The following is a 23,580-nucleotide window of genomic DNA, read 5'->3' as shown; positions in this document are numbered from 1 at the left end:
CTCAGAGGGCGTATTTGATCAGGATATAGAGCAAAATCAGGGCGACCGCGGCGGCGCCGACGATCAGGCCCAGGCGCTTTTCGATGAATTCGCGGATTGGCTCGCCATAGCGGCGCAAAAGCCACGCCAGCAGCAGGAAGCGGGCGCCGCGCGCGATGATGGCCGAGACGATGAAGACAACAAGGTTGATGTGGAGCGCGCCGGCCAGAATAGTGACCACCTTGATCGGCGGCAGGTGCGCAACGCCGGATGTGACGAGCAGCACCAGCATTAGCCCGGTGCCGGAAGACTGCCACTTCTCGAACGTGGCAAGGCCGCCGAAGTGCTCCAGGATCGGCCGTGCTATTGTGTCGTAGGCATAGTAGCCGATCAGCCAGCCGGCGATGCCGCCCAGCACGGACGCAACGGTGGCGGTCAGCGCGTAGCGATAGGCGCGTTCGGGGCGCGCCAGCGCCATGGGCAGGAACAGAACGTCTGCCGGTATGAAGAACACCGAGCTCTCGACGAAAGCGATGAAGGCCAGCCACCATTCGGCGGATTTGCGCGCCGCCAGCGACAGGGTCCAGTCATACAGTCCGCGAAGCATCGGCTCTCCTATGGAACGGCCCGTCTGTCTAGAAAGGTTTTTCGCGCTGCACAATGGCTGCGGTCTTACAAATTGGAAAGGTGCCGTCTGGTCGCGGCAGAGGCTGGTTTGGAAATTGGCCTGTTGACGAACAGGCCTCCGACCGTATAGTCCGCGCCCATCCAGGCCGCGCGGCCTGAGCCCCTATGGCGGAATTGGTAGACGCGCTCGACTCAAAATCGAGTTCCGCAAGGAGTGCTGGTTCGATCCCGGCTAGGGGCACCATCCTTCAAAATCAGAGCAAAGCTTAGCCATGTTGGGGCAGCTATCGCGGGAGGCGCTCAGGCCATGCTTGCCGTCGCCACTTAGCCACGGAACGAGAAGGCGGCATAGAAGAAGCTCGACATCCGAGAACCCGGCCTCGCAAAGCAGATCCTCTTCGGCGCCGGAAAGCAGCGGCAAACGGCCGGCCATTTCTGCCCAGGCCGCGGCCTTTCCCCGATCGACGCCGGCGCGGTCGGCGAAGGCGGACGAACGCGCCAACCAGCGCTTCGCCGTTCCGTTCGGCACGCTGTGATGGGCGACAACAAGGCGCGCGCCGGTTTCAGCCGCTCGCTTCTGTCGAGAAAGTGCAGCGTAAGCAGACATGTCGCGCCTGCTGCACTTTTCATCAGACGTGTGTATAAGACACATATTGCTGAGTGAGAGCGCAGGTCGATCCTTGCAAAGTGCGACACTTGCTGTTGGTTATGGTCTAATCCTTCATCGTATCGACGAGCATTCGCATCAAGCGGACTAGATCGTCGAAGTCCTTGCGGTCCCAGTCGGCGAATTTCGCAACGGCTATTTGCTCCCGCGCCGCATCCAGCGCGTCCGTCGCCGCTTTTCCCTGCGGTGTGACAACGGCCTCGCGAACTCTTTTGTCAGCAGCGCTCAAGCGCCGCGTGACCAGTCCCAGCTCCTCCAGTCGTGACACCTGTCGACTGACGGTCGTGTAATCGCGACCGACGCGGCCAGCCAGATCGACAACGCCGATCGGGCCAAGTCTCTCGACAAGAACGAGCAGCGGGAAGAGGGCACGCTCGAGCGTGAGGCCCGCCTTGGTGAGCAATTCCACATCCCGCTCGGGTCGGTTCATGATGGTGACGATGTCAATCAGCGAGCGATGCAGCTCGGGCAACAACACTTTAATATGTGCGTTATGCACTTTCTTTATTGACACCGGCTTGGCTCCCTTTAATATGTGCATTATGCACATTGGAGCCGAAAATGGAAGAGCGAGCTGAAATTGACGTCCTGATCTGCGGCGCGGGAGCAGCCGGGCTGACGCTTGCAATCGACTTGGCGAGGCGAGGCGTGTTGTTCCGCATCGTTGAGCAGATGGAACGTCCCTTCGCCGGCTCGCGCGGCAAGGGCTTGCAGCCACGCACGCAGGAGGTGTTCGAGGATCTGGGCATAATCGACCGCATCATGGCAGCCGGCGGTGTCTATCCGCCGATGAGGGAGTATCGCAACGACGGCGGCTATGACGAAAAGGCAGTTTTCGAAGCGCCCGAACCCTCGCCCGACGTCCCCTATTTCATCGCGCTCATGATCCCGCAGTTCCTTACAGAGGGCGTGATGCGCGAGCGCCTCGCGGAGCTGGGCCATCGTGTCGAGTTCGGCACCGCATTGATCGACTTCGAGCAGGACGATGATGGCGTCGGCGCCCGCCTCAAGTCGTCTGGCGGCGAGAAGCGGGTCCATACGCGCTATCTGGTTGGTGCTGACGGTGGCCGCAGCTCGATCCGCAGTGCGCTCGGCATCGACTTTCCCGGTAAGACGCTGGGTGTCCGTGCTATCGTGGCGGATGCCCATCTGAGCGGACTCGACCGCGCTGCCTGGCACCAGTTCAATGACGGCGACATGGAGCGGCTCGTCATGATCTGCCCGCTCGCCGGCACGGACCTGTTCCAGCTGCAGGCGCCGATCCCGCTGGACGGCGAGCCTGACCTTTCCGCGGATGGATTGACGCGGATGATCGCCGAGCGGACTGGCCGTAGCGACATCGATGTTCAGTCGGTGGCCTGGGCATCCGCCTACGCGATGAACGCGCGTCTGGCTGACCGCTACCGGGTCGGACGGGTTTTGCTAGCCGGCGACGCCGCGCATATCCATCCGCCAACGGGCGGACAGGGCCTCAACACCAGCGTTCAGGACGCCTACAATCTCGGTTGGAAATTGGCCGCAGTCTTGGCCGGCGCCCCCGCAACGCTGCTAGACACCTATGAGGAGGAGCGACGCGCCGTTGCGGCGGATGTCCTGGGGCTTTCGACCCAGTTGCTCGACCGTCAGCGCGAACAAGGCGGCATGCGGCGCGGCCGCGACACACATCAGCTCGACATCGGCTATCCCCACTCATCACTTTCTCACGACGGAGGTGGTCGGACGATTGGCCCGCGGGCCGGTGAGCGCATGCCGGACGCGACCCTAACTGGCGCCGCTGGACAGCCCCGCCGTCTGTTCGACGTGATGACCGGCACGCACTGGACTCTGCTTCTATCGAGCCCTGACTACTGGCCGATCGTGGCTGCGCGCGCGGGCCTGCGAGTGGTCACGGTGGGCGAAGGCGCGGAACTGCGCGACCCCTCCAATCAGCTCAGCTTGGCCGAGGGCGGCTGCCTGCTCATCCGGCCGGACGGCTATGTTGGCGCCACTTTCGATGCCGCGAGTTCCACCCTGGTCGGTGACTATCTGGCGAAGGTACTTCCTTCCGAGAACGCCTGCTCTCAGTCAAACGGGAGGGTCGACGTTGCACCAACATGACGGACTTGCGAGATCAGGACGGCCTGCGGAGGCCGTCCCCGGACACGACAGCCGCTGGAACGCATGTCGGCCGTTCGACTGTCCTAGGCCCGCCATGCCAGAGGACATTTCTGAATGGGATTGCAAGGCCTACCAGTAGCGCGACCCACCGGGCAGGTTGTCGCCAATCTACGGTTTTGCATCACCCACCCCGCGCAGGTCTAGCGCCGTCTGAGCAAACTCTTCATCCGGTTGCGCAGCAGGCGCGCCATGTTGCGGGTTTCGCGGTAGAGATGCAGCTGCGAGGCGGCCTGGCGGGCGAGGCGGTCGGCGTCGCGAGTCAACCCGATCACCAGTGTGCCGACCGGCTTGCGCTCGCTCCACAGCCGGCTCATCACCGGGTGGTCGGGCACGGCGCAGGAATCGGTCATCATGATGTTGGGATCGTCGAGATGCTGCCTCGTGACCTCGATCATCAGCAGCGTGCCCGGCGAATAGGCGGCCAGCGTCTCGTCATAGGCCGTCTTCCAGGTGTAGGCGACGCCAGCCTCGACGAAGACGATCAGGCAAGCGATGGTGCGGCCGTCGAGCGTCAGCGAATGGATGCGGCACATGTCCTGTTCGGCGAGCCGGTGCACCGCCTCGCGGGCGAAGGCGGCGCGGAAGCGGTCGATCGCCATGGCGGTGCGCTCGCGGCCTTTCCAGCCGGACGCCTCCAGCGTCAGGAAGTGCTCGATGGCGTGGCGGATTTCCTCGGGGCCGCGTGCCACGACATGTTCGAGCTTGCCGAGATCGCCGAGGCGCCGCTTCAGGCGGCGGAATTCGCGATAGTGGTGCGCGCGCAGCGAAGCCTTGAGATAATCGTCGCCGTCGAGTTCGCTCTCCAGCACCGGGCGTGAAGTCTGGCCCGTGGTGACCAGCGCCAGGCCACGCGTCTCGGCCACGGTGGCGACCAGGCTCGACACCGGACCGTCGAGCCTGATGTCGGGCAGGACCAGAACTTTCGGCAGCTTGAGATGCGGGCGCGACAGCATCGAGAAGAAGTCCTCGACCACGCCGACCGGATCGTCACGGTCGATCAGTGGCGTGCCGAGCGGGCCGAATGGGCTCGACCATGTGCGCATGACCGGCACGCCGAGCGGCACCACCGGCCGTTCCACCGAGATCGGCACCAGCAGGCGCAGCCGGTTGCGGTATTCATCGCCGTCGCGGATCACGGCAAGGCGCACCTCGCGATCTTCCAGCCGGGGCATGGCCGGCGCCAGGAAACGCGGGTTGAAGAAGACGTTCGGCTCGATCGTGCGGGCGCAGAGATAGTCCAGTTCCTCGACCAGGTCGAAGCCGGCCGACGCCGGGTAGATGGCGAGTTTGCGCTCGGGCCGGTTGTTGGCGAGGATCTCGATATGGGCGGGATCGGCGTCGCGCGCCAGCCCGGCAAGGCCGGACACCATGGCGCCGGCGGGACCGCCGCTGGTTTCCTCGAGCAGAGGGATGGCGGCCATCAGGCGGCTCCTTTGGCTGGCACGAAGATCGCCATGACGATGCCGAGCTTGCGCCAGACCGTGAAGGATAGCGCGCCGGCCTCGAAGATCATGGCAAAGGCGGTGGCCATGGCCGCGCCCCAAAGGCCGAAAAGCGGGATCAGCACCACGTTGAGCCCGATGTTGAAGGCCAGTGTCATGGCATAGACGGCGGCGCAGACATTCTGGTTGCCGCTCATGGTGAGCAGGCTTTCGCAGGGGCCAACGGCGGCGCGCGCCACGACGCCGAAGACGAGTAGGAACAGAAGCGGATAGCCCGATGTGAATTCGGGGCCGAACAGCACCAGCATCGGTTCGCCCAGCGCCAGCACCAGAAACGCCATCAGCAGCGAGGGCCAGAAGGTCCATGATACCGTCTCGCGGGCGAAGGCGGCAAGCTTTTGCGGCTCGCCATGGGTGAACTGCGCGTAGCGCTGGGCGACGCCGGCCTTGACCGCGAAATAGACGAAATGCACCAGCGCCAGCGTCTTGACCGTGGCGAAATAGACGGCGACGTCATTGGGATCCATATAGGTGCCGACCATCAGCACATCGGCGTTGGTGAGCAGGAAGAAGAAGCTCTCGACCAGGAAGATCGGCAGCGAGACGACGAACCATTGCGCGAAATGCACTTTCATCGGGCCGGCCGGAATTTGCCTTTCCATGCGCTGGGTGACCCCGATGAGCTGGGTCAGCGTGGTGGCGTAGGTAGCGGCGATCGAGGCGAAGATCGCCGTCCGCGCGTCGGCGGCGTAGCCCGCCCAAAGCATCAGCGCCATGAACAGCAGGATCAGCACCGGCCGGATCAGGTAGGTCGGCGACAGCGCGAACAACGCCCATGAATTGGCGCGCGCCAGCCCTTGCAGCAAATCCGACAGCGCGATCATCGGCAGGCAGATGACGCCGAGGATGAACGGTATCACGTAGTAGTTTTCGATCCAGGGCGCGGCCAGCCAGACGCCGAGGGCGCCGAGCCCGGCGATGACCGTCGAGGCGATCAGCACGAACAGGCGGCTTGCAACGACGATGCCGCGCAATTCATCCATCAGGCCGCGCTCGCGGTATTCGGGGATGAAGCGGATGACCGATGTGTGGAAGCCGAGGCAGGCGAGGTTGCCGACGATGACCATCGTCACCCAGACCAGCACGAAGATGCCGTATTCGAAGGAACCCATCCAACGCGCCATCAGCACCTGGCTGATGAAGGCGATGACGGCACTGACGATGCGGATGGAGAAGGCGATGACCGACATGCGCCCGGCCTCGCCGCGTTCGTCGGCGGTGAACAGCACGGCGTCGAGGCGGCCAAGCAAAGGCTCCACGCGCAGCGCCAAACGCTGCGGCAAGAACCGCCCGGCAGTCGTGGCCGCGGAAAAGCGCACCCCGATTTCTCTCCGTTTTCCGCCTCTTTTCAGGCTTTGGTGTAGCGAAGACACCTTAAGAAAGCGTGGGTGGGGAGGGCGTGCGTAGTAGCCGAGGGTCGAGCGACGACGAACGGGTGAGGGTGCCGCAAAGGCGACACAGGCGCAGCGCCGTTTGTCAATCAGTCAGGTCTACCGGCGTCACGTCTCGCCGTGCCTTGCAACATGGTCGATCGCGCAACGGCTGATACCGATGTCCTTCAGCATGAAACCGGGCATGGCCTCCAAGCGACGCCGGCCATGCCGCAGGTGCCATCCGTATGCAAGCCAAGCGATAACGGCCATCAGGCGCGAAGGCCGGGTGCGCGGCCTCGCCAGGACGATGTCGATTTCGGGCATGATTTCTCCTCGCGATGCGCGCGAAAAGCCTGCCGGCACGGGCCGGCAGGCGGGGCCGTCAGTCGGCCTTTTTCATGGCGTCGCACGAGACGTTCGGGTTCATGTCGGCGAAGGCGCCGGTCGGGTTCTGCTTCCAGGCCCAGACATGAAGTTCGTAGAAAGGGCCGAGGCCATAGCGGTTGGGAGCGCTGTTGAAGTTGAACAACTGGCCTCCGAGCGAGGCCGGACCCTTCGCGGTGATGTATTCGACGGCCACCAGCTTCAGCGTGCCATCGGACATCGGCTCGTACATCACGGCCTCCGGCTTGGCGAGGTCGATCGCATCGTCCTTCAGATAGGCGCCATTGACGTAATGAATGCCCATGGCGCCGCCAGTGATGCCACTGGCGCAAGGAATCGGCGCATAGCCCTCGGCGGTGGCCGCCGCGACGTTCGCGAAGCGGCTGTTGGCCGCCCGCACCTCGTCGGCAAGCGGATTGCCCTTCCCCGCCGATGCGGCGGTGGAAGCGATCGACGTGATGAACAGCGCGGCAAGGCGCCAGAAATTGACGTTCATTTTGTTCTCCATTGATTGTTGATGATCCGCAGGCGCCCAGGCCGGCCAGCAAGGCCAGGCCTGGCTGCAGACGCCCGCGGCATGGGATTGGCAGTACGGGACGGGTTCGATCCTCGTCCATCCCGTCTAACCGGACCGCGGTCTCATTGGTGCCACCACCAGTATTCCCAGTAGTCCCGCCGCATCTCGTGCTCCGGCAGACCGACGTCCCGTCTCAAATAATCGTCTTGCGGAGGCAGGCGCCCGCGCCGGCCTCGCAATGGCGATAGCAGCGCGGAGACAATCCGCGATGCGAGACCGCGCCGGTGGGGTGCAGGGTCGAACGCCATGCCGGCGGCCGTTTCGGGAGGGAACAACAGGGAAAACCGCCCACTATCATTGCCCAGGACAATTTCACGCTCATGGCTCCATCCTTGCTCCATTGGATCAGCGATAAAAGTAGGGGTCCAGGACCCTCACCTCCGTGATCTTGTCCACCGGCAGGGAATTCTTCTGCGCCGTGCTGCGGATGGCCTCCGGCGAGGGGGCGTCGTAGATGCAGAAACTCTTGCTCTTGTCGGGCGAGACGAAGGACTGCACCCAGGTGACCCCCTTCTCGGCATTGCGCATGATGATGCCGCCAAGCGCCGTTGCGCCGATGTCGTTCATCGGCAGGTTGAGTCCGTCGGGGAATGTCCGTTCGATCAGATAGCGAGGCATGGAATGGCTTCCTTTTACGATTGATTTCACGCTCGAAATGAGCGCGGTCGGAGAAAAACCATGGCCTTCGAAAGCGCGCATCGGAGCCTTTCCCCATATTTCGCGGGATGATTCCCTATGTTTTCGACGTTCGATCTTGGAGCCACACTGCGGATACCGAAGCGTGGGTATCCTGGGGGATGGGGCAGACGACGATACTCATGGGCCAGTAACGATGCTTCTGGAGCGGCAGGCGCAACTTGATCAGTTGGAGGAACTGCTCGCGGCGGCGGCGCGCGGTCGCGGCCGCGTGGCGGCATTGCTGGGTGAGGCCGGCACCGGCAAGACGGCACTCGTCGAGGCGTTCGTAAGCGGTGTTGGGCAGCACGTTTCCATATTCCGCAGCGCCTGCGAGGATCTGTCGATCCCCGATCCGCTGGGACCGCTCTACGATCTGGCCCGGGATGCGCAGTGGGCACTGCCCCGGGCGATCGATGACCGGCAAGGCCAGCGGCTGCCCCTGTTTTCAGACGCTCTCGAGGTTTTCGAGGCGAGGTCTCGGCCGGGCCTGCTGGTCATCGAGGATATGCACTGGGCCGACGACGCGACCCTGGATTTCGTCCGTTTCCTGGGCCGACGCATCGCCAACACGCATATGCTGGTGCTGTTCACGGCACGCACCGACCGCAGCGAAGGGCAGATGCGCGCGCGTCGGGTGCTCGGTGAAATTCCGGCCGCCAACGTCCAGCGTATCGAAGTGCCGCTGCTTAGCGAAGCGGCGGTGTTGTCGCTTGCAGAAGCCGCCAACCGCGACGGCAGCGCAATCTATCGCGCCACCGCGGGCAACGCCTTCTTCGTCACCGAGTTGCTGGCTGCCGAAAGCGAGATGATCCCGCCGGCCAGCGTCCGCGACGCTGTGCTGGCGCGTGCCGAGCGCCTGTCGCCGGGCGGGCGCTCTATGCTCGACGCGGTGTCGGTGTTTCCACGCCGCGCCGATGTCTGGGCGCTGCGCGGCCTCTGTGGTGTCACCAGCGCAGGCCAACTGGCGGAATGTGTCTCGAACGGCCTGCTCGACGATCTCGGCGATGGCTATGCCTTCCGCCACGAGATCGCCCGTCGCGCCGTCGAGATGGCGCTGACGCCAAGCCATCGGCGCGAATTCAACCAGCGCGCGCTTTCCGCACTGCAGGAAAACGCCGAGGTGGCTACGGCAAGACTTGTCCACCATGCGGTGGAGGCCCAGAATTTGGAAGCGGTGCGCGAGCTTGCCCCGCTTGCGGCGCGCGAGGCTTCCCGCGTCGGCGCGCATCGGGATGCGGCCGGCTATTACGAGGTCGCCCTGCGGCACGCCGACGGCCTGCCCATGGGCGACCGGGCGAGGCTTTACGAAGGCTATGCCTTTGAATGCCATCTGATCGGCCGCATCGATATGGCCATCGAGGCGCAGGGCCAGGCGCGGCGGTTGCAGCAGGCGTTGGGCGACACGCTCAGGGAGGGCGACAGCCTCAGATGCCTGTCGCGCTTCGCCTATCTGGTGGGTGACCGAGAACAGGCGGACCTGTTCGGGGCACAGGCGGTGGAATTGCTGGAACAGGCGCCGGCCAGTCCGGAGCTTGCCATGGCCTATTCCAATCTCTCGCAGCTGGCGATGCTGGCCGAGAAGCTCGACGAGACGCTGCTGCTCGGCTGCAAGGCAGTCGGTTTGGCCGAACGGTTGAACAAGCCGGAGATAGTCTGTCATGCGCTCAACAATCTTGGCTCCGCCGAGCAGTGGCTTGACCTGGCCAAGGGCCGTCTGCACCTCGCCCGCAGCCTTGACATCGCGCTCGGGCAGAATTTCCAGGAGCACGCCGCACGCGGCTTCACCAATTGCGCCTGCGCCGAAATGAACCAGCTCGACCTTCTCCGGGCGCAATCCTTTCTCGACCGGGGCATTGCCTATTGCGTCGAGAATGATCTCGCGACCTGGCGCGACTATATGCGGGGCGTGCAGGCGCAATTGCTTTTGCGACGCGGCCTTTGGGACGATGCGGCCGCGATGGCTCACGACGTCATCGACGATAGTGCGACCACGGCCCTGGTGCGCTACCCATCCTTGGTCGCGCTGGCGAAATTGCGCATAAGACGAGGCGATCCGGCCGCGCCCTTGCTGGACGAAATGAAGCGGTTCCTAGACAAGGGAATGGAGCTGCAGCGGCTGGTCCCCTACACGGCGTCGATGGCCGAACTGGCATGGCTCGGGCAAGGCGACACCGAAGAGGCACTTCGTCTGATCGATCTGGCCGAAAGCCTGTCGCCGACGAGGGCGATGTTCGCCGAGTTGGCCGTCTGGCGGCTGCTCTTGTCACCTGAAAGCGATCCTGGCGACACGACCGGCATGGCGGAGCCCTATCGCCTGCTGCTCACCGGCGACTGGCGTGGTGCCGCGATGCTGTGGGCCCGGCTGGGCGCTCCGTTCGAACGGGCGCTCGCCCTGTTGTACGGCGACGAGCCGGCGCTGCGCCTGGCCCTGGACATATTCGAAGGGCTCGGTGCCCGGCCGGTGGCCCAGCACGTCCGCGCCGTCATGCGGCAGAATGGCGTCCATAACATCGCCAGGGGACCGCGGCAGAGCACACGCGCCAATCACGCTGGCCTGACGCTTCGCCAAATGGAGGTTCTGCACCTGATCGAGCGCGGTTTCTCCAACAAGAGAATCGCCGAGCACCTAACCATCTCACCGAAGACCGTCGATCATCATGTCTCAGCGGTGCTGGGCAAGCTGGACGCCGTTTCGCGCGGCGAGGCAACCGCCGCGGCGCGCGATTCCGGGCTGATCTGACAATATGGGAGCCGCCCCCGGATCAGAAGTCCGGGGAACACCGATCCTGCAGGTCTTTACGCGAAAGTCCCGTGGCAGTGCTTGTATTTCTTGCCGGAGCCGCAGGGGCAGGCTTCGTTGCGGCCCACCTTGCCCCAGGTTGCGGGGTTGTTCGGGTCGCGGTCCTCGGGAGCGACGATGGCGGTGCTTTCCTGGCGTACCAGAAGGGCCGTTTCGCCGCCTTCGAAATCATTCTCGCCGGTGGTGCCGTCAATATGCGTGCCGAACATGTCGGGCGCTTCAGGCGGCGGCGCTTCGGCGGCCTGGCGGACCAGTTCGACGCGCATCAGCTGCGCGGTGACGGCCTGGCGCAGATTGCCGAGCATCGCCTGGAACAGCTCGAACGCCTCGCTCTTGTATTCCTGCAGCGGATCGCGCTGGGCGTAGCCGCGGAAGCCGACGACCGAACGCAGATGGTCGAGATTGACGATGTGCTCGCGCCACAGATGGTCGAGCGTCTGCAGCACCACGGAGCGCTCGACATAGTTCATCACCTCGGGACCGAAACGGTCGGCGCGTTCTTTTGCCGCGGCGTCGGCGGCTTGAGAGATGCGCTCGCGAATGTCGTCCTCGGCGATGCCTTCTTCCTTCACCCAATCCTCGATCGGCAGGTCGAGATTGAGGAATTCGGCGACCTCGGCCTTCAGGCCGGCGACGTCCCACTGTTCGGCATAGGCGTTTTCGGGAATGGCCTTGGCGACGATCTCGTCGATGACGCCCGCGCGCATCTCGCCGATGGTCTCCGAAAGGCCCTCGCCGTCCATCAGCTCGATGCGCTGCTCGAACACCACCTTGCGCTGGTCGTTGGAGACGTCGTCATATTTCAACAGGTTCTTGCGGATGTCGAAGTTGCGCGCCTCGACCTTCTTCTGCGCCTTTTCCAGCGCCTTGTTGATCCAGGGATGGATGATGGCCTCGTCTTCCTTGAGGCCGAGCTTCTGCAGCATGCCGTCCATGCGCTCGGAGCCGAAGATGCGCATCAGATCGTCCTGCAGCGACAGGAAGAATTTCGATCGGCCGGGGTCGCCCTGGCGGCCAGAGCGGCCTCTGAGCTGATTGTCGATACGGCGTGACTCGTGGCGCTCGGTGGCGAGCACGTAGAGGCCGCCGGCGGCCAGCGCCTTTTCCTTCAGGCGCTCGACGTCGGCATTGATTTCCTTTTCGCGCGCTTCGCGTTCGGGGCCTTCCGGCATGTTGCCCAGCTCCTCGGCAATGCGCATCTCGGCATTGCCGCCAAGCTTGATGTCGGTACCGCGGCCGGCCATGTTGGTGGCGATGGTGATGGCGCCGGGCTTGCCTGCCTGGGCGACGATTGCCGCTTCCCGCTCGTGATGGCGGGCGTTCAGAACCTCGAAATCCGTGAAGCCTTCCTTGCGCAGGCGCTCGGCCAACTGCTCGGACTTTTCGATTGAGGTCGTGCCGACCAGTGTCGGCTGGCCCTTGGCGCTGGCTTCGCGGATCTCCCTGACGATCGCCTTGTACTTCTCCTCGACCGTCCGGTAGACCTCGTCGTCCTCGTCCTTGCGGATGACCGGCAGGTTGGTCGGGATCTCGGTGACTTCGAGACCGTAGATGTTGCCGAATTCCTCGGCTTCGGTCAGCGCCGTGCCGGTCATGCCGGAAAGCTTCTTGTAGAGGCGGAAGTAGTTCTGGAAGGTGACGGAAGCGAGCGTCTGGTTCTCCGGCTGGATCGCCACGTGCTCCTTGGCTTCCAGCGCCTGGTGCAGGCCTTCCGAATAGCGGCGGCCGGGCATCATGCGGCCGGTGAACTCGTCGATGATGACGATCTCGCCGTTGCGCACGATGTAGTCCTTGTCGCGCTGGAACAGCCGGTGCGCCTTCAGCGCATTGTTGACGTGGTGGACGATGGCGACGTTCTCGACGTCGTAGAGCGACTCGCCCTTGAGCAGGTCGGCATCGCGCAGCATGTTCTCCAGCTTCTCGGTGCCTTCCTCGGTGAAGATCGAGGTCTTCTGCTTCTCGTCGATCTCATAATCCTGCGGCTGCAGCTGGATGATGAAGGTGTCGATGGTGTTGTACATTTCCGAACGGTCCTCGAGCGGACCGGAAATGATCAGCGGCGTGCGCGCTTCGTCGACCAGAATGGAATCGACCTCGTCGACGATCGCGTAATTGTGACCGCGCTGCACCATCTGGGCGCGCTCGTACTTCATGTTGTCGCGCAGATAGTCGAAGCCGAGCTCGTTGTTGGTGGCGTAGGTGACATCGGAGGCGTAGGCGACGCGACGCTCCTCGTCCGACAGGCCATGGACGATGACGCCGACCGAGAGGCCGAGGAATTTGTAGACGCGGCCCATCCATTCGGAGTCGCGGGTGGCGAGGTAGTCGTTGACGGTAACGACATGGACGCCGTTGCCGGCGAGCGCGTTGAGATAGACCGGCAGCGTCGCGACCAGGGTCTTGCCCTCGCCGGTGCGCATCTCGGCGATGCCGCCATTGTGCAGCACCATGCCGCCGATCAGCTGGACGTCGAAGGGGCGCATGCCAAGCACGCGGCGCGCGGCCTCGCGGGCGGTTGCGAAGGCTGGGATCAGCAGATCGTCGAGGCTGGCGCCGTTGGCGATATCCTGGCGAAATTTTTCCGTGCGGCCGGCAAGCTCGGCATCGGAGAGCGCCCGCATCTCGTTTTCCATGGCGTTGATCGCCTCGACACGGGGGCGGGTCGATTTGACCCGACGGTCGTTGGAGGAACCGAAAACCTTACGGGCGAGACCGCCGAGACTGACCATCCAATGGTCCTTTCGATAGAATTCTCAATCTTGAGACAGGCGCCGGCCGGCCCCATCACATCCACGTGAACGCACCGCCTGAATACGGGCAAACACAAAAAGCGCCCGGAAAACGGTTCTGGACGCCAAGTCGATGGACAGATAAGAGGGGGCTCAACTGATGTCAACGCCGCGCTGGCCCTGCCGGTCGCGCCAAATTCCGCCACAATCTGGCTGATCTGGAAGCCACCCTCCCTACAATCCCTGACCGGAGTCATCCTTATGTCCTTGTTGTTCAGCCGTGCGTCGCTTGCCAGTCTTGGCCTGGCCCTCGGCCTGTCGGCTCTTTGCCTGTCGCCTGTCACGGCGCAGGAGACCGCTCCCGCTCCGGCCGCCCCGGCCGCGGCGCCGGTCGACCCGAATACGGTGATCGCCACCGTCAACGGCCAGCCCTTGACCGAAGCCGATCTGGTGCTTGCCGAAGGCGAGCTGTCGCAGCAGTTCGCGCAGTTGCCGCCCGAGCAGCGCCGCGCCGCGGCACTTTCGGCGGCCATCGAAATCCGCGTCATGGCAGCCAAGGCGGTCACCGACGGTCTCGACAAGGATCCTGACTTCCAGCGCCGCATGGCTTTCCTGCAGCAGCGCGCCCTGCATGGCGAGATGGTCGAAAAGGGTGTGGTCGACAAGGTCACCGACGCCGAGGTTCGCGCCCGCTACGACCAGGAAATCGCCAACACGCCGCCGGTCAACGAGGTGCATGCCCGTCACATCCTCGTGAAGACGAAGGAAGAGGCCGAGGCGATCATCAAGCAGCTCGACGGCGGCGGCGATTTCCAGAAGCTCGCCAACGAGCACACCAGCGATCCCTCGGGCAAGTCCAATGGCGGCGATCTTGGCTGGTTCGGACCTGGCCAGATGGTGCCGGAGTTCGACAAGGCGGCCTTCGCGCTCGAGGTCGGCAAATACACCAAGGAGCCGGTGCAGACGCAGTTCGGCTGGCATGTCATCAAGCTCGAGGACAAGCGCGCCAAGCAGCCGCCGGCCTTCGACGACGTCAAGGACCAGGCCAAGCAGGCGGTCATCCGCGACAAGTATTTCGCGCTGGTCAAGTCGTTGCGCGGCGGCGCCAAGGTCGAGATCCCCGACGCCAATCTGAAGAAGGCCGTCGACACGCTGGAAAGCGCCAAGTAGGACGCAATCGCGAAGGCGCGGCGAGTGATTGCTCGCCGCGCCTATTTTTTTGCCGTTTTTTAGCGCCTGGGCGTGACGATGCCTCGCGTGACATAGCCAACAGCGGTTCGTATCGTGGCTTCATCCACGTCGAGGCGGTTGGTCAAAAGATGCTTCCAGGCGAAGGACCCGATCAGATCGGCGACCACCTCTGAATCGATATCGTCGGCAATTTCACCCCTTGCCTTGGCGCGGTCCACGATCTGGCTGTTGTGAGTCCGGCGCCCCGTGGCATAGCCGGCGAGCGCCGCGCCGGCGGTCTCGTCCGATTGCGCCTCGGCAATCAGCGACCTGTACACGCTGCCCGAAGGCGTGTCGCGCCAATGCGCGAACAGGTTTTTCAGGAAGCCGACGAGGTCTTCTTCCAAGCTTCCGCTGTCTGGGATGTCGACGCGTTTCTGGCGCTGATAGACTTCGAGCAGCAATGCCGCCTTGCTTGGCCACCAGCGATAGATGGTCGGCTTGCCGGCGCGCGCGCGGCGCGCCACGGCCTCGATCGAGAAGCCGGCATAGCCGCCTTCGACCAGCACTGCCTCGGCCGCCTCCAGAATGGCGTCCGCGCTGTCGGGATTGCGCCGCGCACCGATCGATCTGCGCGCCGTATCCGCCTCCTCGGCCATGCCTTTCGTCCTCGTTTCAATTCGCTGGCAACGATAAGTGATCCCGCCTGCCAATGTGGAAGATCATAGCGCCACGGACCCCGGCGACGCCAACAGATTTGAAATGCAAGCTTGATCCTGAACGGGTTTGCCCTCCGCGGGAGCGACGAAAACGCGCTTGCACCGGCTCGCCGTATCGGGCAAACCGGCCTTCCCTTGCGATTTTCCCGCCCGAGGTCTGAATGTCCACGACGATTTCCCCGCTTGCGCCGAAGAAATACCCCAAAATGCCAGAAATCGAAGGGGTGCGCATCGCCACCGCCGAAGCAGGGATAAAGTACAAGGGCCGCACCGACCTGCTGGCCATGGTGTTCGATGCAGGCACCGCGGTCGCCGGCGTGTTCACCAGGTCGAAATGTCCCTCGGCGCCGGTTGATTTCTGCCGCCAGAACCTTGGCTCGGGCAAGGCGCGGGTGCTGGTCGTCAATTCCGGCAACGCCAACGCCTTCACCGGGCAGAAGGGTCGCGAATCCACCGCGCTGACGGGCGAAGCGGCGGCGAAGGCCGCGGGCTGCACGGCAGGCGAGGTTTTCCTGGCCTCGACCGGCGTCATCGGCGAACCGCTCGACACGGCCAAGTTCAGCCATCTGCTCGCCGGGCTGGTCAGCGACGGCAAGCCGGACCTGTGGACAGAGGCGGCAAAGGCCATCATGACCACGGATACGTATCCGAAAGTGGCGACGGCGACGGTCAAGCTCGGCGACGCCGATGTGACCATCAATGGCATTTCCAAGGGCGCCGGCATGATCGCGCCCGACATGGCGACGATGCTGTCCTTCATCGCCACCGACGCGCCGATCGCGGCTCCTGCCCTGCAGGACCTGTTGTCGCGCGGCACGGCCAAGACGTTCAATGCTGTCACCGTCGACAGCGATACCTCGACCAGCGACACGCTGCTGTTGTTTGCCACCGGCAAGGCGGCAAAGCGCGGCGCGCCCGAGATCACCGATCCCAGGGACGCCCGCCTTGGCCAGTTCCGCCGGGCGCTCGGCAAGGTGCTGAAGTCGCTGGCGTTGCAGGTGGTGCGCGACGGCGAGGGCGCCCGCAAGCAGGTCGAGGTCACCGTCACCGGGGCCAAGTCGGCCCGCTCGGCCAAACGCATCGCGCTGTCGATCGCCAATTCGCCGCTGGTCAAGACGGCGGTCGCCGGCGAGGACGCCAATTGGGGCCGCGTCGTCATGGCCGTCGGCAAGGCCGGCGAGCCCGCGGATCGCGACCGGCTGTCGATCTGGTTCGGCGACAACAGGCTGGCGCATGAGGGTGAGCGCGACCCCAGCTATTCGGAAGAAAAGACCTCGGCCTATATGAAGCGCGACGATATCCGCATCCGCGCCGATATCGGCATCGGCCGCGGCAAGGCGACAGTGTGGACCTGCGATCTCACCAAGGAATATGTCGCCATCAATGGCGACTACCGGAGCTGATCGCCTTGGTTTCGCGTCATCCCGCAAGCATGCTCGCGACCGTGCGCCGCTATGAGGCGGCCGGCTTTCGCGCCTGGCCCGCGGCCGCCGTCCACTATGACGGCACCTGGGTGGTGCGCCTGACCGCCGGTCATCCGGCCAAGCGGCTGAACTCGGTCAATCCGCTCGATCCCGGCGACATCCAGCACATCGCCGACCGCATCGGCCGCGCGAGCCGCCGTTTCGACGCGTACGGCCGGCCGCTGACGTTCCGCATGTCGCCATTGTCGGGTCCCGATCTTGCCAGTCATCTCGACAAGGAGGGCTGGAGTCGGTTCGACGAATCGCTGGTCATGCGGCTGCCGCTGGCCGACGCGCAGCTCGACGCCGCCATGGACCAGATCCCGCTCAAGGACATCAGCCGCTTCATCGGCGCATTGCTCAAGGTCAGCGGCTCAGACGTGTCGCTGCGGCCGGGCCTGTCGGAGATCATCGGCGCTATCCAGCCTGAAGCCGGGCTGTTCGCACTCGAGGATGGGACGGAGCCGCTGGCGACGCTGATCTGCGTGCATGACGGCGATCTAGCCGGCCTGTTCGAGGTCGCTACCGACAAGGCGGCGCGCAACAAGGGCCACGGCCGCAACCTGATCCTGTCGGCGCTGAAATGGGCGAGGCTGCGCGGCGCGCGGGAAGCCTGGCTGCAGGTCGAGGCCGGCAACGCGCCGGCGCTGGCGCTCTACAGCGCGCTCGGCTTCGAGGAAGTCTATCGCTATCACTACCGCCGGCCCGCTGTTCATGGGTGAAGTCGGGCATGAATGATGTGAAATCCAGCGGCAAGCGCCTGCTCCTGGTCGCCGCTTGCGCGCTGGTCGATGCCGATGGTCGCGTGCTGCTGGCGCAGCGGCCGCAAGGCAAGCAACTCGCCGGCCTGTGGGAGTTTCCCGGCGGCAAGGTCGAGGCCGGCGAGACGCCGGAACAATGCCTTATCCGTGAACTGCAGGAGGAGATCGGTATCGAGACCGAGATCCCATGCCTGGCGCCGCTGACCTTCGCCAGCCATTCCTATGACGACTTCCACTTGCTGATGCCGCTTTTTGTCTGCCGCCGCTTCCGCGGCATCGCCCAACCGAGGGAAGGGCAGACGCTGAAATGGGTGCGGCCCAAACAGATGCGCGACTATCCGATGCCGCCGGCCGATGCGCCATTGATCCCCTTCCTGATCGATCTCCTTTGAGGATTTGATTGGACCACCGTCCATATCAGCCAGCGTTAATGGAAGATTTATCTCATCATGAAAAATTGATGCATGGCCGTTTTTCGTGCGGCCGCCGCCATTTCGCTGGGGAGCGATAGAATGAGCCTGGACAGGGATTGGGATTCGATCCGGCCCGAGCGCGGCTTTCGTGTCGCTGATGCGGGCATGGGCGCCCTGCGCCTCACGCTGCTGTTCGGATCGGCCGCCGTGGCGCTGGCGTTGATCGCGACCCCTTTCCTCGACAGCCAGGCGCGTTCGCAAACGGCCCGCGACGGTTTCCCCGGCCTGGACATGACGGCTACCGGTTCGATCAGCCATCGCAGCACCTATACGGTACGCCGCAGCGTGCTGCAGGCCGATCCGGGAGGCGTCTGCATTATCCGTTCCGATGGCAAAAGCAGTGGCGACTGCTGACAAGGCCAGGACATTTCCGACGGTCGGCGACTTCACCGCCTGTTAAGCCTTTGCCGTTAACCTTTCTTAACAGGTCCGCGGTAAAGTTTCCGCAACGGGGATCGAGGTCATGAAAACAGTGCTGCTGCGTTTTCTGGAGGACGAAAACGGCGCCACGGTCGTCGAATATGGTCTGATTATCGCCGTGCTGTCGCTGACGATCATCGGCGGTATCGGCCAGGTCTTCAACTCGCTGACCTGGCTGTTCAGCGACAACTCCAGCAGGCTTGCCAACGCCTTTGCGCAATGAGGCTGGTGCCTGCGAACAGGTCAATGCCCATCAGGTCCCTCCAGTATAGTCTTCAGCGAAACCTTGGCTGAACCGGGTTTCAGCGGCTTTTGCTGCGATGCATCGGGCGCCCAGCCGGACATCCAGACCGTCGAGAAGCTTGCCCTGATACGACCGTCGGGGTCCGAAAAGCGTTCGGCGTAGATTTCCGCGGCGCGGGCAAACAGCTGGCGCGTGCCCGGCCGCCGGCTGCGATCGGCCAGCGCGCTGGTTTCGCCCATGGCACGCAGATCCGCCATCAGGGCAAACAGGTTGGCATAGCGCACCGTCACCGTCTCGACGTCGGCGACCGGCAGCGCGAAACCGGCGCGCTGCAGCAACGCACCGGCATCGCGTACGTCGGTGAACGGGATGACGCGAGGGCTGACGCCGCCGTAGAGCTCTGTCTCGGCGGCAAGCAGGCTTTCGCGCAGTTCCGCAAGCGTGCCGGCGCCTGCGAAGGCGCCGAGGAAAAGTCCGTCCGGCCGCAGCGCGCGACGGATCTGGATCAACATGCCCGGGATGTCGTTCATCGCCTGCAGCGACAAAAGCGATACCACCAGATCAAGACTTTGCGGCTCGAACGGGACGGTCTCCGGCGGTGCAATCAGGCCGGCGGCACCGTTCAGGAAAGCCGCGGCCGTCTCGACACGGGCGAGATCCGCCACCTTGCCGCTCCGCGCAAGGACATCGGCCGCGGCCAATGTCTGGCAAAACAGCACCGCCGCCTTGGCGAACTTTCGCTCGACGGCGCCCAGCCGGTCGGCGAGATCCTCGGCGGCACGGCGCATGAGGAAGTCGGCGCCGTCAACCGGACGGATGAGCGCGCGCCGCTTGTGCGCCAGCCACAGAGAGGTGTCCATTATAGGCTGCAAGGGATTGATCCTTGTATATCGGCGCCTTGATGTGATTGGTATTGGTGGCGCCGAGGAACCAATCACGTGGCCGATCCGATGCCCAAGATCAAGTCCGTCGAGATCAGGAAGCTGGCCGGGTCTGCTGCACGGTCGGCTCTGGGCTGGCCGGCGCGCATCCTGTTTCCGCCGGTCTGCGCCGGTTGCCGCCGGCAGGTCTCGCAGCCCGGTGTGTTGTGCGGCGGCTGCTGGCCGAAGCTGCGGCTGCTGGAGCGGCCCTGGTGTCCGGTGATGGGCACGCCGTTCACCCATCACATGGGCGATGGTTTTCTGTCGGCGGAGGCGATCGCGGATCCGCCTCCCTTCGAACGGGCACGGGCCGCGGTCGTCTACTCCGGCGTTGCCCGCCAGATGGTGCAAGGGCTGAAATACCAGGACCGCACGGATCTCGCACCCTGGATGGCGCGCTGGATGGTCCGTGTGGGCGCCGAGCTCATCGCCGACGCGGATGTGGTGGTGCCGGTGCCGCTGCATTGGCGCCGTTTCTTCAGGCGGCGGTTCAACCAGTCGGCGGAACTGGCGCGCGCGGTTTGCGAGCTCAGCGGGCTGCCTTTCTCGCCCTCCGCCATGCGGCGCGTGAAACTCACCCGCCAGCAGGTCGGACTGGAGCGGCAGGAGCGCGAGGAAAACGTACGCGCCGCCTTTCGCGTGCCGGCAGAGGCCGAGATCGAGATTGCCGGCCGCAGGGTGCTTCTGATCGACGATGTCTACACCACCGGCGCCACCGTGCGTGCCGCCACCAAGGCGCTGAAAAGGGGAGGTGCGGCCGCCGTCGACGTGCTCACCTTTGCCCGTGTGTTGCCGGGGGACTTCCGGGCGGACGAGTCCGTGACTATATAAGTCGGCAACGGAAGCGGAATTCGTCATGGTCGATGTCACGATCTATACGCGCATGATGTGCGGCTACTGCACGGCGGCCAAGCGGTTGCTGGAGCGCAAAGGCGTCGCCTATACCGAGCACGACGCTTCCTTCTCCCCGGAACTGCGCCAGGAGATGATGTCGCGGGCTCACGGGCGCACGACCTTTCCGCAGATTTTCATAGGTGACACACATGTAGGTGGCTGCGACGACCTCCATGATCTGGAGGCAGAAGGCCGACTGGACAAACTGCTCGCCAACGGCTCGTCGATTTGAGGGGTATGACAATGGGTGTTTTCAAGACGGCGGGTGTTTTCAAGGCGGCGGCAGTGCAGATGCGTTCAGGCGAGAGCCCCGAGCGCAATGCGGCCGATATGGAGCGGCTGGTGCGCGAGGCCGCGGCCCAGGGCGCGACCTATATCCAGACGCCGGAGATGACCGGTGCACTGATCCGCGACAAGGAAGCGCGTGCCGCCTCATTCACCTCGCAGGACAAGGACATCGTTGTCGCAACCGCGCGGAAGCTCGCCAGTGAGCTTGGCATCTTCCTGCACGTTGGCTCGACCGCCATACTGCGCGCCGACGGCAAGCTCGCCAACCGCGCGCTCCTGTTCGGACCCGATGGCGCGACGCTCGCCACCTACGACAAGATCCACATGTTCGACGTCGACCTCGATAACGGCGAAAGCTGGCGCGAATCCGCCGCCTATGAGCCGGGGACCGAAGCCGTCGTTATACCGATCAACGATGCGAAACTAGGCTTTGCCGTCTGCTACGACCTGCGTTTTCCGCAATTGTTCCGTGCCGAAGCGATGGCCGGCGCCGAGGTGCTGACCGTGCCCGCGGCCTTCACCCGCCAGACCGGCGAAGCGCATTGGCATGTGCTGCTCAGGGCACGCGCCATTGAGAACGGCGCCTATGTCGTCGCCGCCGCGCAAGGCGGCCTGCACGAGGACGGCCGCGAGACCTATGGGCATTCGCTGATCGTCGATCCGTGGGGCCGCATCATCGCCGAAGCCGCGCATGACGAGCCAGCGGTGATTGTCGCCGAGATCGACCCGGCGCAGTCGCTTGCCGCGCGCAAGAAGATCCCCAATCTCAGGAATGCGCGGGATTTCACCATCAATGCCGGCGAGGGGCCGCGTCTCAGGGGCGCCGCATCTTGATCCGCTTTTCCCTGATCTGCGAAAACGAGCATGAGTTCGAGGGTTGGTTTCGCAGCAATGACGATTTCGACACGCAGAAGAAGCGCGGTTTTGTCGATTGCCCCAGCTGCGGCTCGCACAAGGTCGAGAAGGCGCTGATGGCCCCGGCCGTTTCCACGGCCCGCAAGCAGGAAACCATAGCGCTTGCCATGGGCGAGGCGCAGAAGCAGGCGCTGGCGCAGCTGAAGGCGATGGCCGAGAAGGTGCGCGAAAACGCCGACTATGTCGGCGACAAGTTCGCCGAGGAAGCGCGCAAGATCCATTTCGGCGAAACCGATGCGCGCGGCATCTATGGCGAGGCGACGCTGGAGGAGGCCAAGGGCCTGGCCGAGGATGGCGTCGAGTTCATGCCGATCCCGGTGTTTCCGGATGACCGGAACTGAGCGATCAGCTCACGCTGCCGATCAATTTTTCCAGCAGGTGCGAAAGCGTTTCCCGTTCGGTCTGTGTCAGACCGGACAGGATCTGATGCTCGTTCGCCACATGGGCTGCAACGGCCTCGTCGATCAAGGCGAGCCCCTTTTCGGTCAGCCGCACGACGATGCCGCGCCGATCGTTGGGGTGCGGTGCACGCAGGATCAATCCGGCCTTTTCCAACCGGTCGAGCCGGTTGGTCATGGCGCCTGATGTCACCATCGTCGCTTCATAGAGAGCGGTCGGCGTCAGCGCGTAAGGCGAGCCGGAGCGGCGCAGCGTCGCCAGTACATCGAACTCTCCCGCCTGCAGTCCAAAACGGGCAAACAGCGGAGCGAGGCGATCACGTGCTATCAGCGAGGAGACCTCATTCAAGCGCCCGATCACGGCCATCGGCGACACATCCAGGTCCGGCCGTTCCCGCCGCCATTGCTCGATGGCTTTCCCAGCGCGGTCCATCTATCTCACCATAATGTATCTTGACGTTAAGAATCTTTCCATTATCTTATCTCAATATTCAACGCCGGCCAAGAGGCTTGCACCCATAGGGTTCCATCATGAAATATCTCTGGGATTCGGCGCTCGGCCTGCTGGTTGTCACCGGCGGCCTGCTGGGCCTGACGCTGCCCTTCGGCAAGCTCGCCACGGCGGCCGGCGTGCCGGCCATGGTCTGGGCCTTTGTCATCTCGCTCGGCGCCGGCGGCGTGCTTTTGGGCGTGCTACTGGCGCGTGGTCAGCGCATCCGGCTCACCCCGCACAAACTGCGCTATTTCTTCGTCACCGCGGCAGTGTCCTATGCCGTCCCCAATCTCCTGATGTTTTCGGCCATTCCGCATCTGGGCGCCGGCTACACCGGCATCATGTTCACGCTGTCGCCGGTGATCACACTGGTGTTTTCGATCCTGCTCGGCGTCCGGCGCCCCAACATGCTGGGCATATCAGGCATCGCCGTCGGCTTTGTCGGCGCCGTCATGGTGGCGGTGACGCGCGGCGAGGCTGGCCAGCCGGCCGATCTGTTCTGGGTGGTGACGGGGCTGCTGATCCCGGTCAGCCTTGCCGCCGGCAACATCTACCGCACCATCGACTGGCCGGAAGGAACCGGTCCGATCGAACTCGCGGTCGGCAGCCATCTGGCGTCCGCGGCGATGCTGCTCGTCGGTATCCTGACCTTGCTCGGAGGCAAGGCCTTCGTCCAGCTTGGCGCCGTGCCGCTCATCGTCGTGGCGCAGATGGCCTCGGCATCGGCGATGTTTGCTTTCTTCTTCCGGCTGCAGGCGGTTGGCGGTCCGGTCTATCTCAGCCAGATCGGCTATGTCGCGGCAGCGGTCGGACTGTTTGCCGGCACGATCGTCCTTGGTGAACACTATCAACTGCTGACCTGGGTCGGCGCCGTCATCATCACCGTGGGCGTGTTCATCACCACCAAGGCGCAGAGCCAGAAAGCCTGAAGGCTTCGAGGCTCACGTCG

At 64.1% G+C, this 23,580-nt stretch carries 24 protein-coding genes and 1 tRNA gene; 14 read left to right on the top strand and 11 right to left on the bottom strand.

Translation table 11 applies throughout. The features are described 5' to 3' along the window. Position 1 precedes the first annotated feature (1 nt). A complete protein-coding gene (locus LB524_RS11265) occupies positions 2-586 on the bottom strand; it encodes a YqaA family protein (RefSeq protein ID WP_015315574.1) in 585 nt (194 codons plus the stop codon). A gap of 179 nt (positions 587-765) precedes the next feature. Between LB524_RS11265 and LB524_RS11260 the strand changes: the two genes are divergently transcribed. Further along, positions 766-850, top strand: a tRNA-Leu gene (locus LB524_RS11260). 469 nt (positions 851-1,319) lie between these two features. On the opposite strand, the gene LB524_RS11255 is transcribed toward LB524_RS11260, so the two are convergent. After that, positions 1,320-1,814: a MarR family transcriptional regulator gene (locus tag LB524_RS11255; RefSeq protein ID WP_210161499.1), complete on the bottom strand. Its 495-nt coding sequence runs from the start codon at positions 1,812-1,814 to the stop codon at positions 1,320-1,322. Between the two features lie 20 nt (positions 1,815-1,834). Here LB524_RS11255 and LB524_RS11250 point away from each other — a divergent pair, with 20 nt between their 5' ends. Beyond that, positions 1,835-3,370 carry an FAD-dependent oxidoreductase gene (locus LB524_RS11250; RefSeq protein WP_224526210.1) on the top strand — a complete coding sequence of 512 codons (1,536 nt, stop codon included), beginning with the start codon at positions 1,835-1,837 and terminating at the stop codon, positions 3,368-3,370. A 200-nt stretch (positions 3,371-3,570) separates the two neighbouring features. Here the strand turns inward: LB524_RS11250 and LB524_RS11245 are convergent, their stop codons facing one another. The 5 genes from LB524_RS11245 to LB524_RS11225 all read right to left on the bottom strand — a co-directional run bounded on the left by LB524_RS11245 (position 3,571) and on the right by LB524_RS11225 (position 7,884). Continuing rightward, positions 3,571-4,851: a GNAT family N-acetyltransferase gene (locus LB524_RS11245; protein WP_140616852.1), complete on the bottom strand. Its 1,281-nt coding sequence runs from the start codon at positions 4,849-4,851 to the stop codon at positions 3,571-3,573. Further along, entirely contained in the window at positions 4,851-6,251 is a 1,401-nt protein-coding gene (locus tag LB524_RS11240; protein ID WP_224526207.1) for an oligosaccharide flippase family protein, read from the bottom strand. The genes LB524_RS11245 and LB524_RS11240 overlap by 1 nt, the downstream gene beginning before the upstream one ends. Positions 6,252-6,431: 180 nt before the next feature. Continuing rightward, a complete protein-coding gene (locus LB524_RS11235; protein WP_140662794.1) occupies positions 6,432-6,629 on the bottom strand; it encodes a DUF1127 domain-containing protein in 198 nt (65 codons plus the stop codon). Positions 6,630-6,687: 58 nt separating this feature from the next. Further along, entirely contained in the window at positions 6,688-7,185 is a 498-nt protein-coding gene (locus tag LB524_RS11230) for a hypothetical protein (RefSeq protein ID WP_140616855.1), read from the bottom strand. Between the two features lie 426 nt (positions 7,186-7,611). Then, positions 7,612-7,884 (bottom strand): DUF4242 domain-containing protein, encoded by a 273-nt coding sequence (locus LB524_RS11225; protein ID WP_023770749.1) that lies wholly within the window; start codon positions 7,882-7,884, stop codon positions 7,612-7,614. A 214-nt stretch (positions 7,885-8,098) separates the two neighbouring features. On the opposite strand from LB524_RS11225, the gene LB524_RS11220 reads away from it, so the two are divergent. Then, the gene (locus LB524_RS11220) at positions 8,099-10,684 is read left to right on the top strand and encodes a helix-turn-helix transcriptional regulator (protein ID WP_224526205.1); all 2,586 of its coding nucleotides are present in this window, start codon (positions 8,099-8,101) and stop codon (positions 10,682-10,684) included. Between the two features lie 56 nt (positions 10,685-10,740). Here LB524_RS11220 and secA read toward each other — a convergent pair whose 3' ends face one another. Then, entirely contained in the window at positions 10,741-13,473 is a 2,733-nt protein-coding gene (secA, locus tag LB524_RS11215) for a preprotein translocase subunit SecA (RefSeq protein WP_224526202.1), read from the bottom strand. Positions 13,474-13,734: 261 nt separating this feature from the next. Here secA and LB524_RS11210 point away from each other — a divergent pair, with 261 nt between their 5' ends. After that, positions 13,735-14,643 carry a peptidylprolyl isomerase gene (locus LB524_RS11210; RefSeq protein ID WP_224526180.1) on the top strand — a complete coding sequence of 303 codons (909 nt, stop codon included), beginning with the start codon at positions 13,735-13,737 and terminating at the stop codon, positions 14,641-14,643. Positions 14,644-14,702: 59 nt separating this feature from the next. Here the strand turns inward: LB524_RS11210 and LB524_RS11205 are convergent, their stop codons facing one another. Continuing rightward, positions 14,703-15,302 carry a TetR/AcrR family transcriptional regulator gene (locus tag LB524_RS11205; protein WP_140662787.1) on the bottom strand — a complete coding sequence of 200 codons (600 nt, stop codon included), beginning with the start codon at positions 15,300-15,302 and terminating at the stop codon, positions 14,703-14,705. A gap of 221 nt (positions 15,303-15,523) precedes the next feature. On the opposite strand from LB524_RS11205, the gene argJ reads away from it, so the two are divergent. The 5 genes from argJ to LB524_RS11180 all read left to right on the top strand — a co-directional run bounded on the left by argJ (position 15,524) and on the right by LB524_RS11180 (position 18,702). Then, positions 15,524-16,765, top strand: coding sequence for a bifunctional glutamate N-acetyltransferase/amino-acid acetyltransferase ArgJ (gene argJ / locus LB524_RS11200; RefSeq protein ID WP_140823952.1), 1,242 nt, complete (start codon positions 15,524-15,526; stop codon positions 16,763-16,765). A gap of 29 nt (positions 16,766-16,794) precedes the next feature. Beyond that, a complete protein-coding gene (locus LB524_RS11195; protein ID WP_140787931.1) occupies positions 16,795-17,547 on the top strand; it encodes a GNAT family N-acetyltransferase in 753 nt (250 codons plus the stop codon). An 8-nt stretch (positions 17,548-17,555) separates the two neighbouring features. After that, complete coding sequence (gene mutT, locus LB524_RS11190; protein WP_224526178.1) at positions 17,556-17,978, top strand: 8-oxo-dGTP diphosphatase MutT; 423 nt, start codon at positions 17,556-17,558, stop codon at positions 17,976-17,978. Positions 17,979-18,098: 120 nt separating this feature from the next. Continuing rightward, positions 18,099-18,413: a hypothetical protein gene (locus LB524_RS11185; RefSeq protein WP_224526175.1), complete on the top strand. Its 315-nt coding sequence runs from the start codon at positions 18,099-18,101 to the stop codon at positions 18,411-18,413. 109 nt (positions 18,414-18,522) lie between these two features. Beyond that, positions 18,523-18,702: a Flp family type IVb pilin gene (locus LB524_RS11180; protein WP_140616863.1), complete on the top strand. Its 180-nt coding sequence runs from the start codon at positions 18,523-18,525 to the stop codon at positions 18,700-18,702. 20 nt (positions 18,703-18,722) lie between these two features. Here the strand turns inward: LB524_RS11180 and LB524_RS11175 are convergent, their stop codons facing one another. Continuing rightward, on the bottom strand, positions 18,723-19,595 hold the full coding sequence (locus LB524_RS11175; protein ID WP_224526157.1) for a methyltransferase domain-containing protein: 873 nt from the start codon (positions 19,593-19,595) through the stop codon (positions 18,723-18,725). Between the two features lie 66 nt (positions 19,596-19,661). Here LB524_RS11175 and LB524_RS11170 point away from each other — a divergent pair, with 66 nt between their 5' ends. From LB524_RS11170 to LB524_RS11155, 4 genes are read left to right on the top strand one after another with little or no spacing between them, the layout of a single operon-like run. Beyond that, positions 19,662-20,474, top strand: coding sequence for a ComF family protein (locus LB524_RS11170; RefSeq protein WP_015315592.1), 813 nt, complete (start codon positions 19,662-19,664; stop codon positions 20,472-20,474). A 25-nt stretch (positions 20,475-20,499) separates the two neighbouring features. Continuing rightward, positions 20,500-20,769, top strand: a complete 270-nt coding sequence (gene grxC / locus LB524_RS11165) for a glutaredoxin 3 (protein ID WP_127280365.1) — start codon at positions 20,500-20,502, stop codon at positions 20,767-20,769. A gap of 11 nt (positions 20,770-20,780) precedes the next feature. Next, positions 20,781-21,659, top strand: coding sequence for a carbon-nitrogen hydrolase family protein (locus LB524_RS11160; RefSeq protein ID WP_224526154.1), 879 nt, complete (start codon positions 20,781-20,783; stop codon positions 21,657-21,659). Next, positions 21,656-22,081 (top strand): DUF1178 family protein, encoded by a 426-nt coding sequence (locus LB524_RS11155; RefSeq protein ID WP_023770735.1) that lies wholly within the window; start codon positions 21,656-21,658, stop codon positions 22,079-22,081. Before LB524_RS11160 ends, LB524_RS11155 begins: the two co-directional genes overlap by 4 nt. Positions 22,082-22,085: 4 nt before the next feature. On the opposite strand, the gene LB524_RS11150 is transcribed toward LB524_RS11155, so the two are convergent. After that, on the bottom strand, positions 22,086-22,571 hold the full coding sequence (locus tag LB524_RS11150) for a MarR family winged helix-turn-helix transcriptional regulator (RefSeq protein ID WP_140616867.1): 486 nt from the start codon (positions 22,569-22,571) through the stop codon (positions 22,086-22,088). A gap of 98 nt (positions 22,572-22,669) precedes the next feature. Between LB524_RS11150 and LB524_RS11145 the strand changes: the two genes are divergently transcribed. After that, positions 22,670-23,560, top strand: a complete 891-nt coding sequence (locus LB524_RS11145; RefSeq protein WP_224526151.1) for a DMT family transporter — start codon at positions 22,670-22,672, stop codon at positions 23,558-23,560. Positions 23,561-23,580 lie beyond the last annotated feature (20 nt).

Origin of the sequence: Mesorhizobium sp. ESP6-5, assembly GCF_020164695.1 — a bacterium.
GTDB classification, from domain to species: Bacteria; Pseudomonadota; Alphaproteobacteria; order Rhizobiales; family Rhizobiaceae; genus Mesorhizobium; species Mesorhizobium australicum.
This window is presented reverse-complemented; position numbering and strand designations above follow the sequence as displayed.

What these genes read in the sequence shown, in the direction of transcription:
- LB524_RS11230 (WP_140616855.1), bottom strand. Translation starts at nt 7,185, where the DNA reads ATGAACGTCAATTTCTGGCGCCTTGCCGCGCTGTTCATCACGTCGATC.
- LB524_RS11185 (WP_224526175.1), top strand. Translation starts at nt 18,099, where the DNA reads ATGAGCCTGGACAGGGATTGGGATTCGATCCGGCCCGAGCGCGGCTTT.
- LB524_RS11245 (WP_140616852.1), bottom strand. Translation starts at nt 4,851, where the DNA reads ATGGCCGCCATCCCTCTGCTCGAGGAAACCAGCGGCGGTCCCGCCGGC.
- LB524_RS11160 (WP_224526154.1), top strand. Translation starts at nt 20,781, where the DNA reads ATGGGTGTTTTCAAGACGGCGGGTGTTTTCAAGGCGGCGGCAGTGCAG.
- LB524_RS11265 (WP_015315574.1), bottom strand. Translation starts at nt 586, where the DNA reads ATGCTTCGCGGACTGTATGACTGGACCCTGTCGCTGGCGGCGCGCAAA.
- mutT (WP_224526178.1), top strand. Translation starts at nt 17,556, where the DNA reads ATGAATGATGTGAAATCCAGCGGCAAGCGCCTGCTCCTGGTCGCCGCT.
- LB524_RS11145 (WP_224526151.1), top strand. Translation starts at nt 22,670, where the DNA reads ATGAAATATCTCTGGGATTCGGCGCTCGGCCTGCTGGTTGTCACCGGC.
- LB524_RS11205 (WP_140662787.1), bottom strand. Translation starts at nt 15,302, where the DNA reads ATGGCCGAGGAGGCGGATACGGCGCGCAGATCGATCGGTGCGCGGCGC.
- LB524_RS11250 (WP_224526210.1), top strand. Translation starts at nt 1,835, where the DNA reads ATGGAAGAGCGAGCTGAAATTGACGTCCTGATCTGCGGCGCGGGAGCA.
- grxC (WP_127280365.1), top strand. Translation starts at nt 20,500, where the DNA reads ATGGTCGATGTCACGATCTATACGCGCATGATGTGCGGCTACTGCACG.
- LB524_RS11195 (WP_140787931.1), top strand. Translation starts at nt 16,795, where the DNA reads ATGCTCGCGACCGTGCGCCGCTATGAGGCGGCCGGCTTTCGCGCCTGG.
- LB524_RS11220 (WP_224526205.1), top strand. Translation starts at nt 8,099, where the DNA reads ATGCTTCTGGAGCGGCAGGCGCAACTTGATCAGTTGGAGGAACTGCTC.
- secA (WP_224526202.1), bottom strand. Translation starts at nt 13,473, where the DNA reads ATGGTCAGTCTCGGCGGTCTCGCCCGTAAGGTTTTCGGTTCCTCCAAC.
- LB524_RS11150 (WP_140616867.1), bottom strand. Translation starts at nt 22,571, where the DNA reads ATGGACCGCGCTGGGAAAGCCATCGAGCAATGGCGGCGGGAACGGCCG.
- LB524_RS11210 (WP_224526180.1), top strand. Translation starts at nt 13,735, where the DNA reads ATGTCCTTGTTGTTCAGCCGTGCGTCGCTTGCCAGTCTTGGCCTGGCC.
- argJ (WP_140823952.1), top strand. Translation starts at nt 15,524, where the DNA reads ATGTCCACGACGATTTCCCCGCTTGCGCCGAAGAAATACCCCAAAATG.
- LB524_RS11180 (WP_140616863.1), top strand. Translation starts at nt 18,523, where the DNA reads ATGAAAACAGTGCTGCTGCGTTTTCTGGAGGACGAAAACGGCGCCACG.
- LB524_RS11235 (WP_140662794.1), bottom strand. Translation starts at nt 6,629, where the DNA reads ATGCCCGAAATCGACATCGTCCTGGCGAGGCCGCGCACCCGGCCTTCG.
- LB524_RS11225 (WP_023770749.1), bottom strand. Translation starts at nt 7,884, where the DNA reads ATGCCTCGCTATCTGATCGAACGGACATTCCCCGACGGACTCAACCTG.
- LB524_RS11255 (WP_210161499.1), bottom strand. Translation starts at nt 1,814, where the DNA reads ATGCACATATTAAAGGGAGCCAAGCCGGTGTCAATAAAGAAAGTGCAT.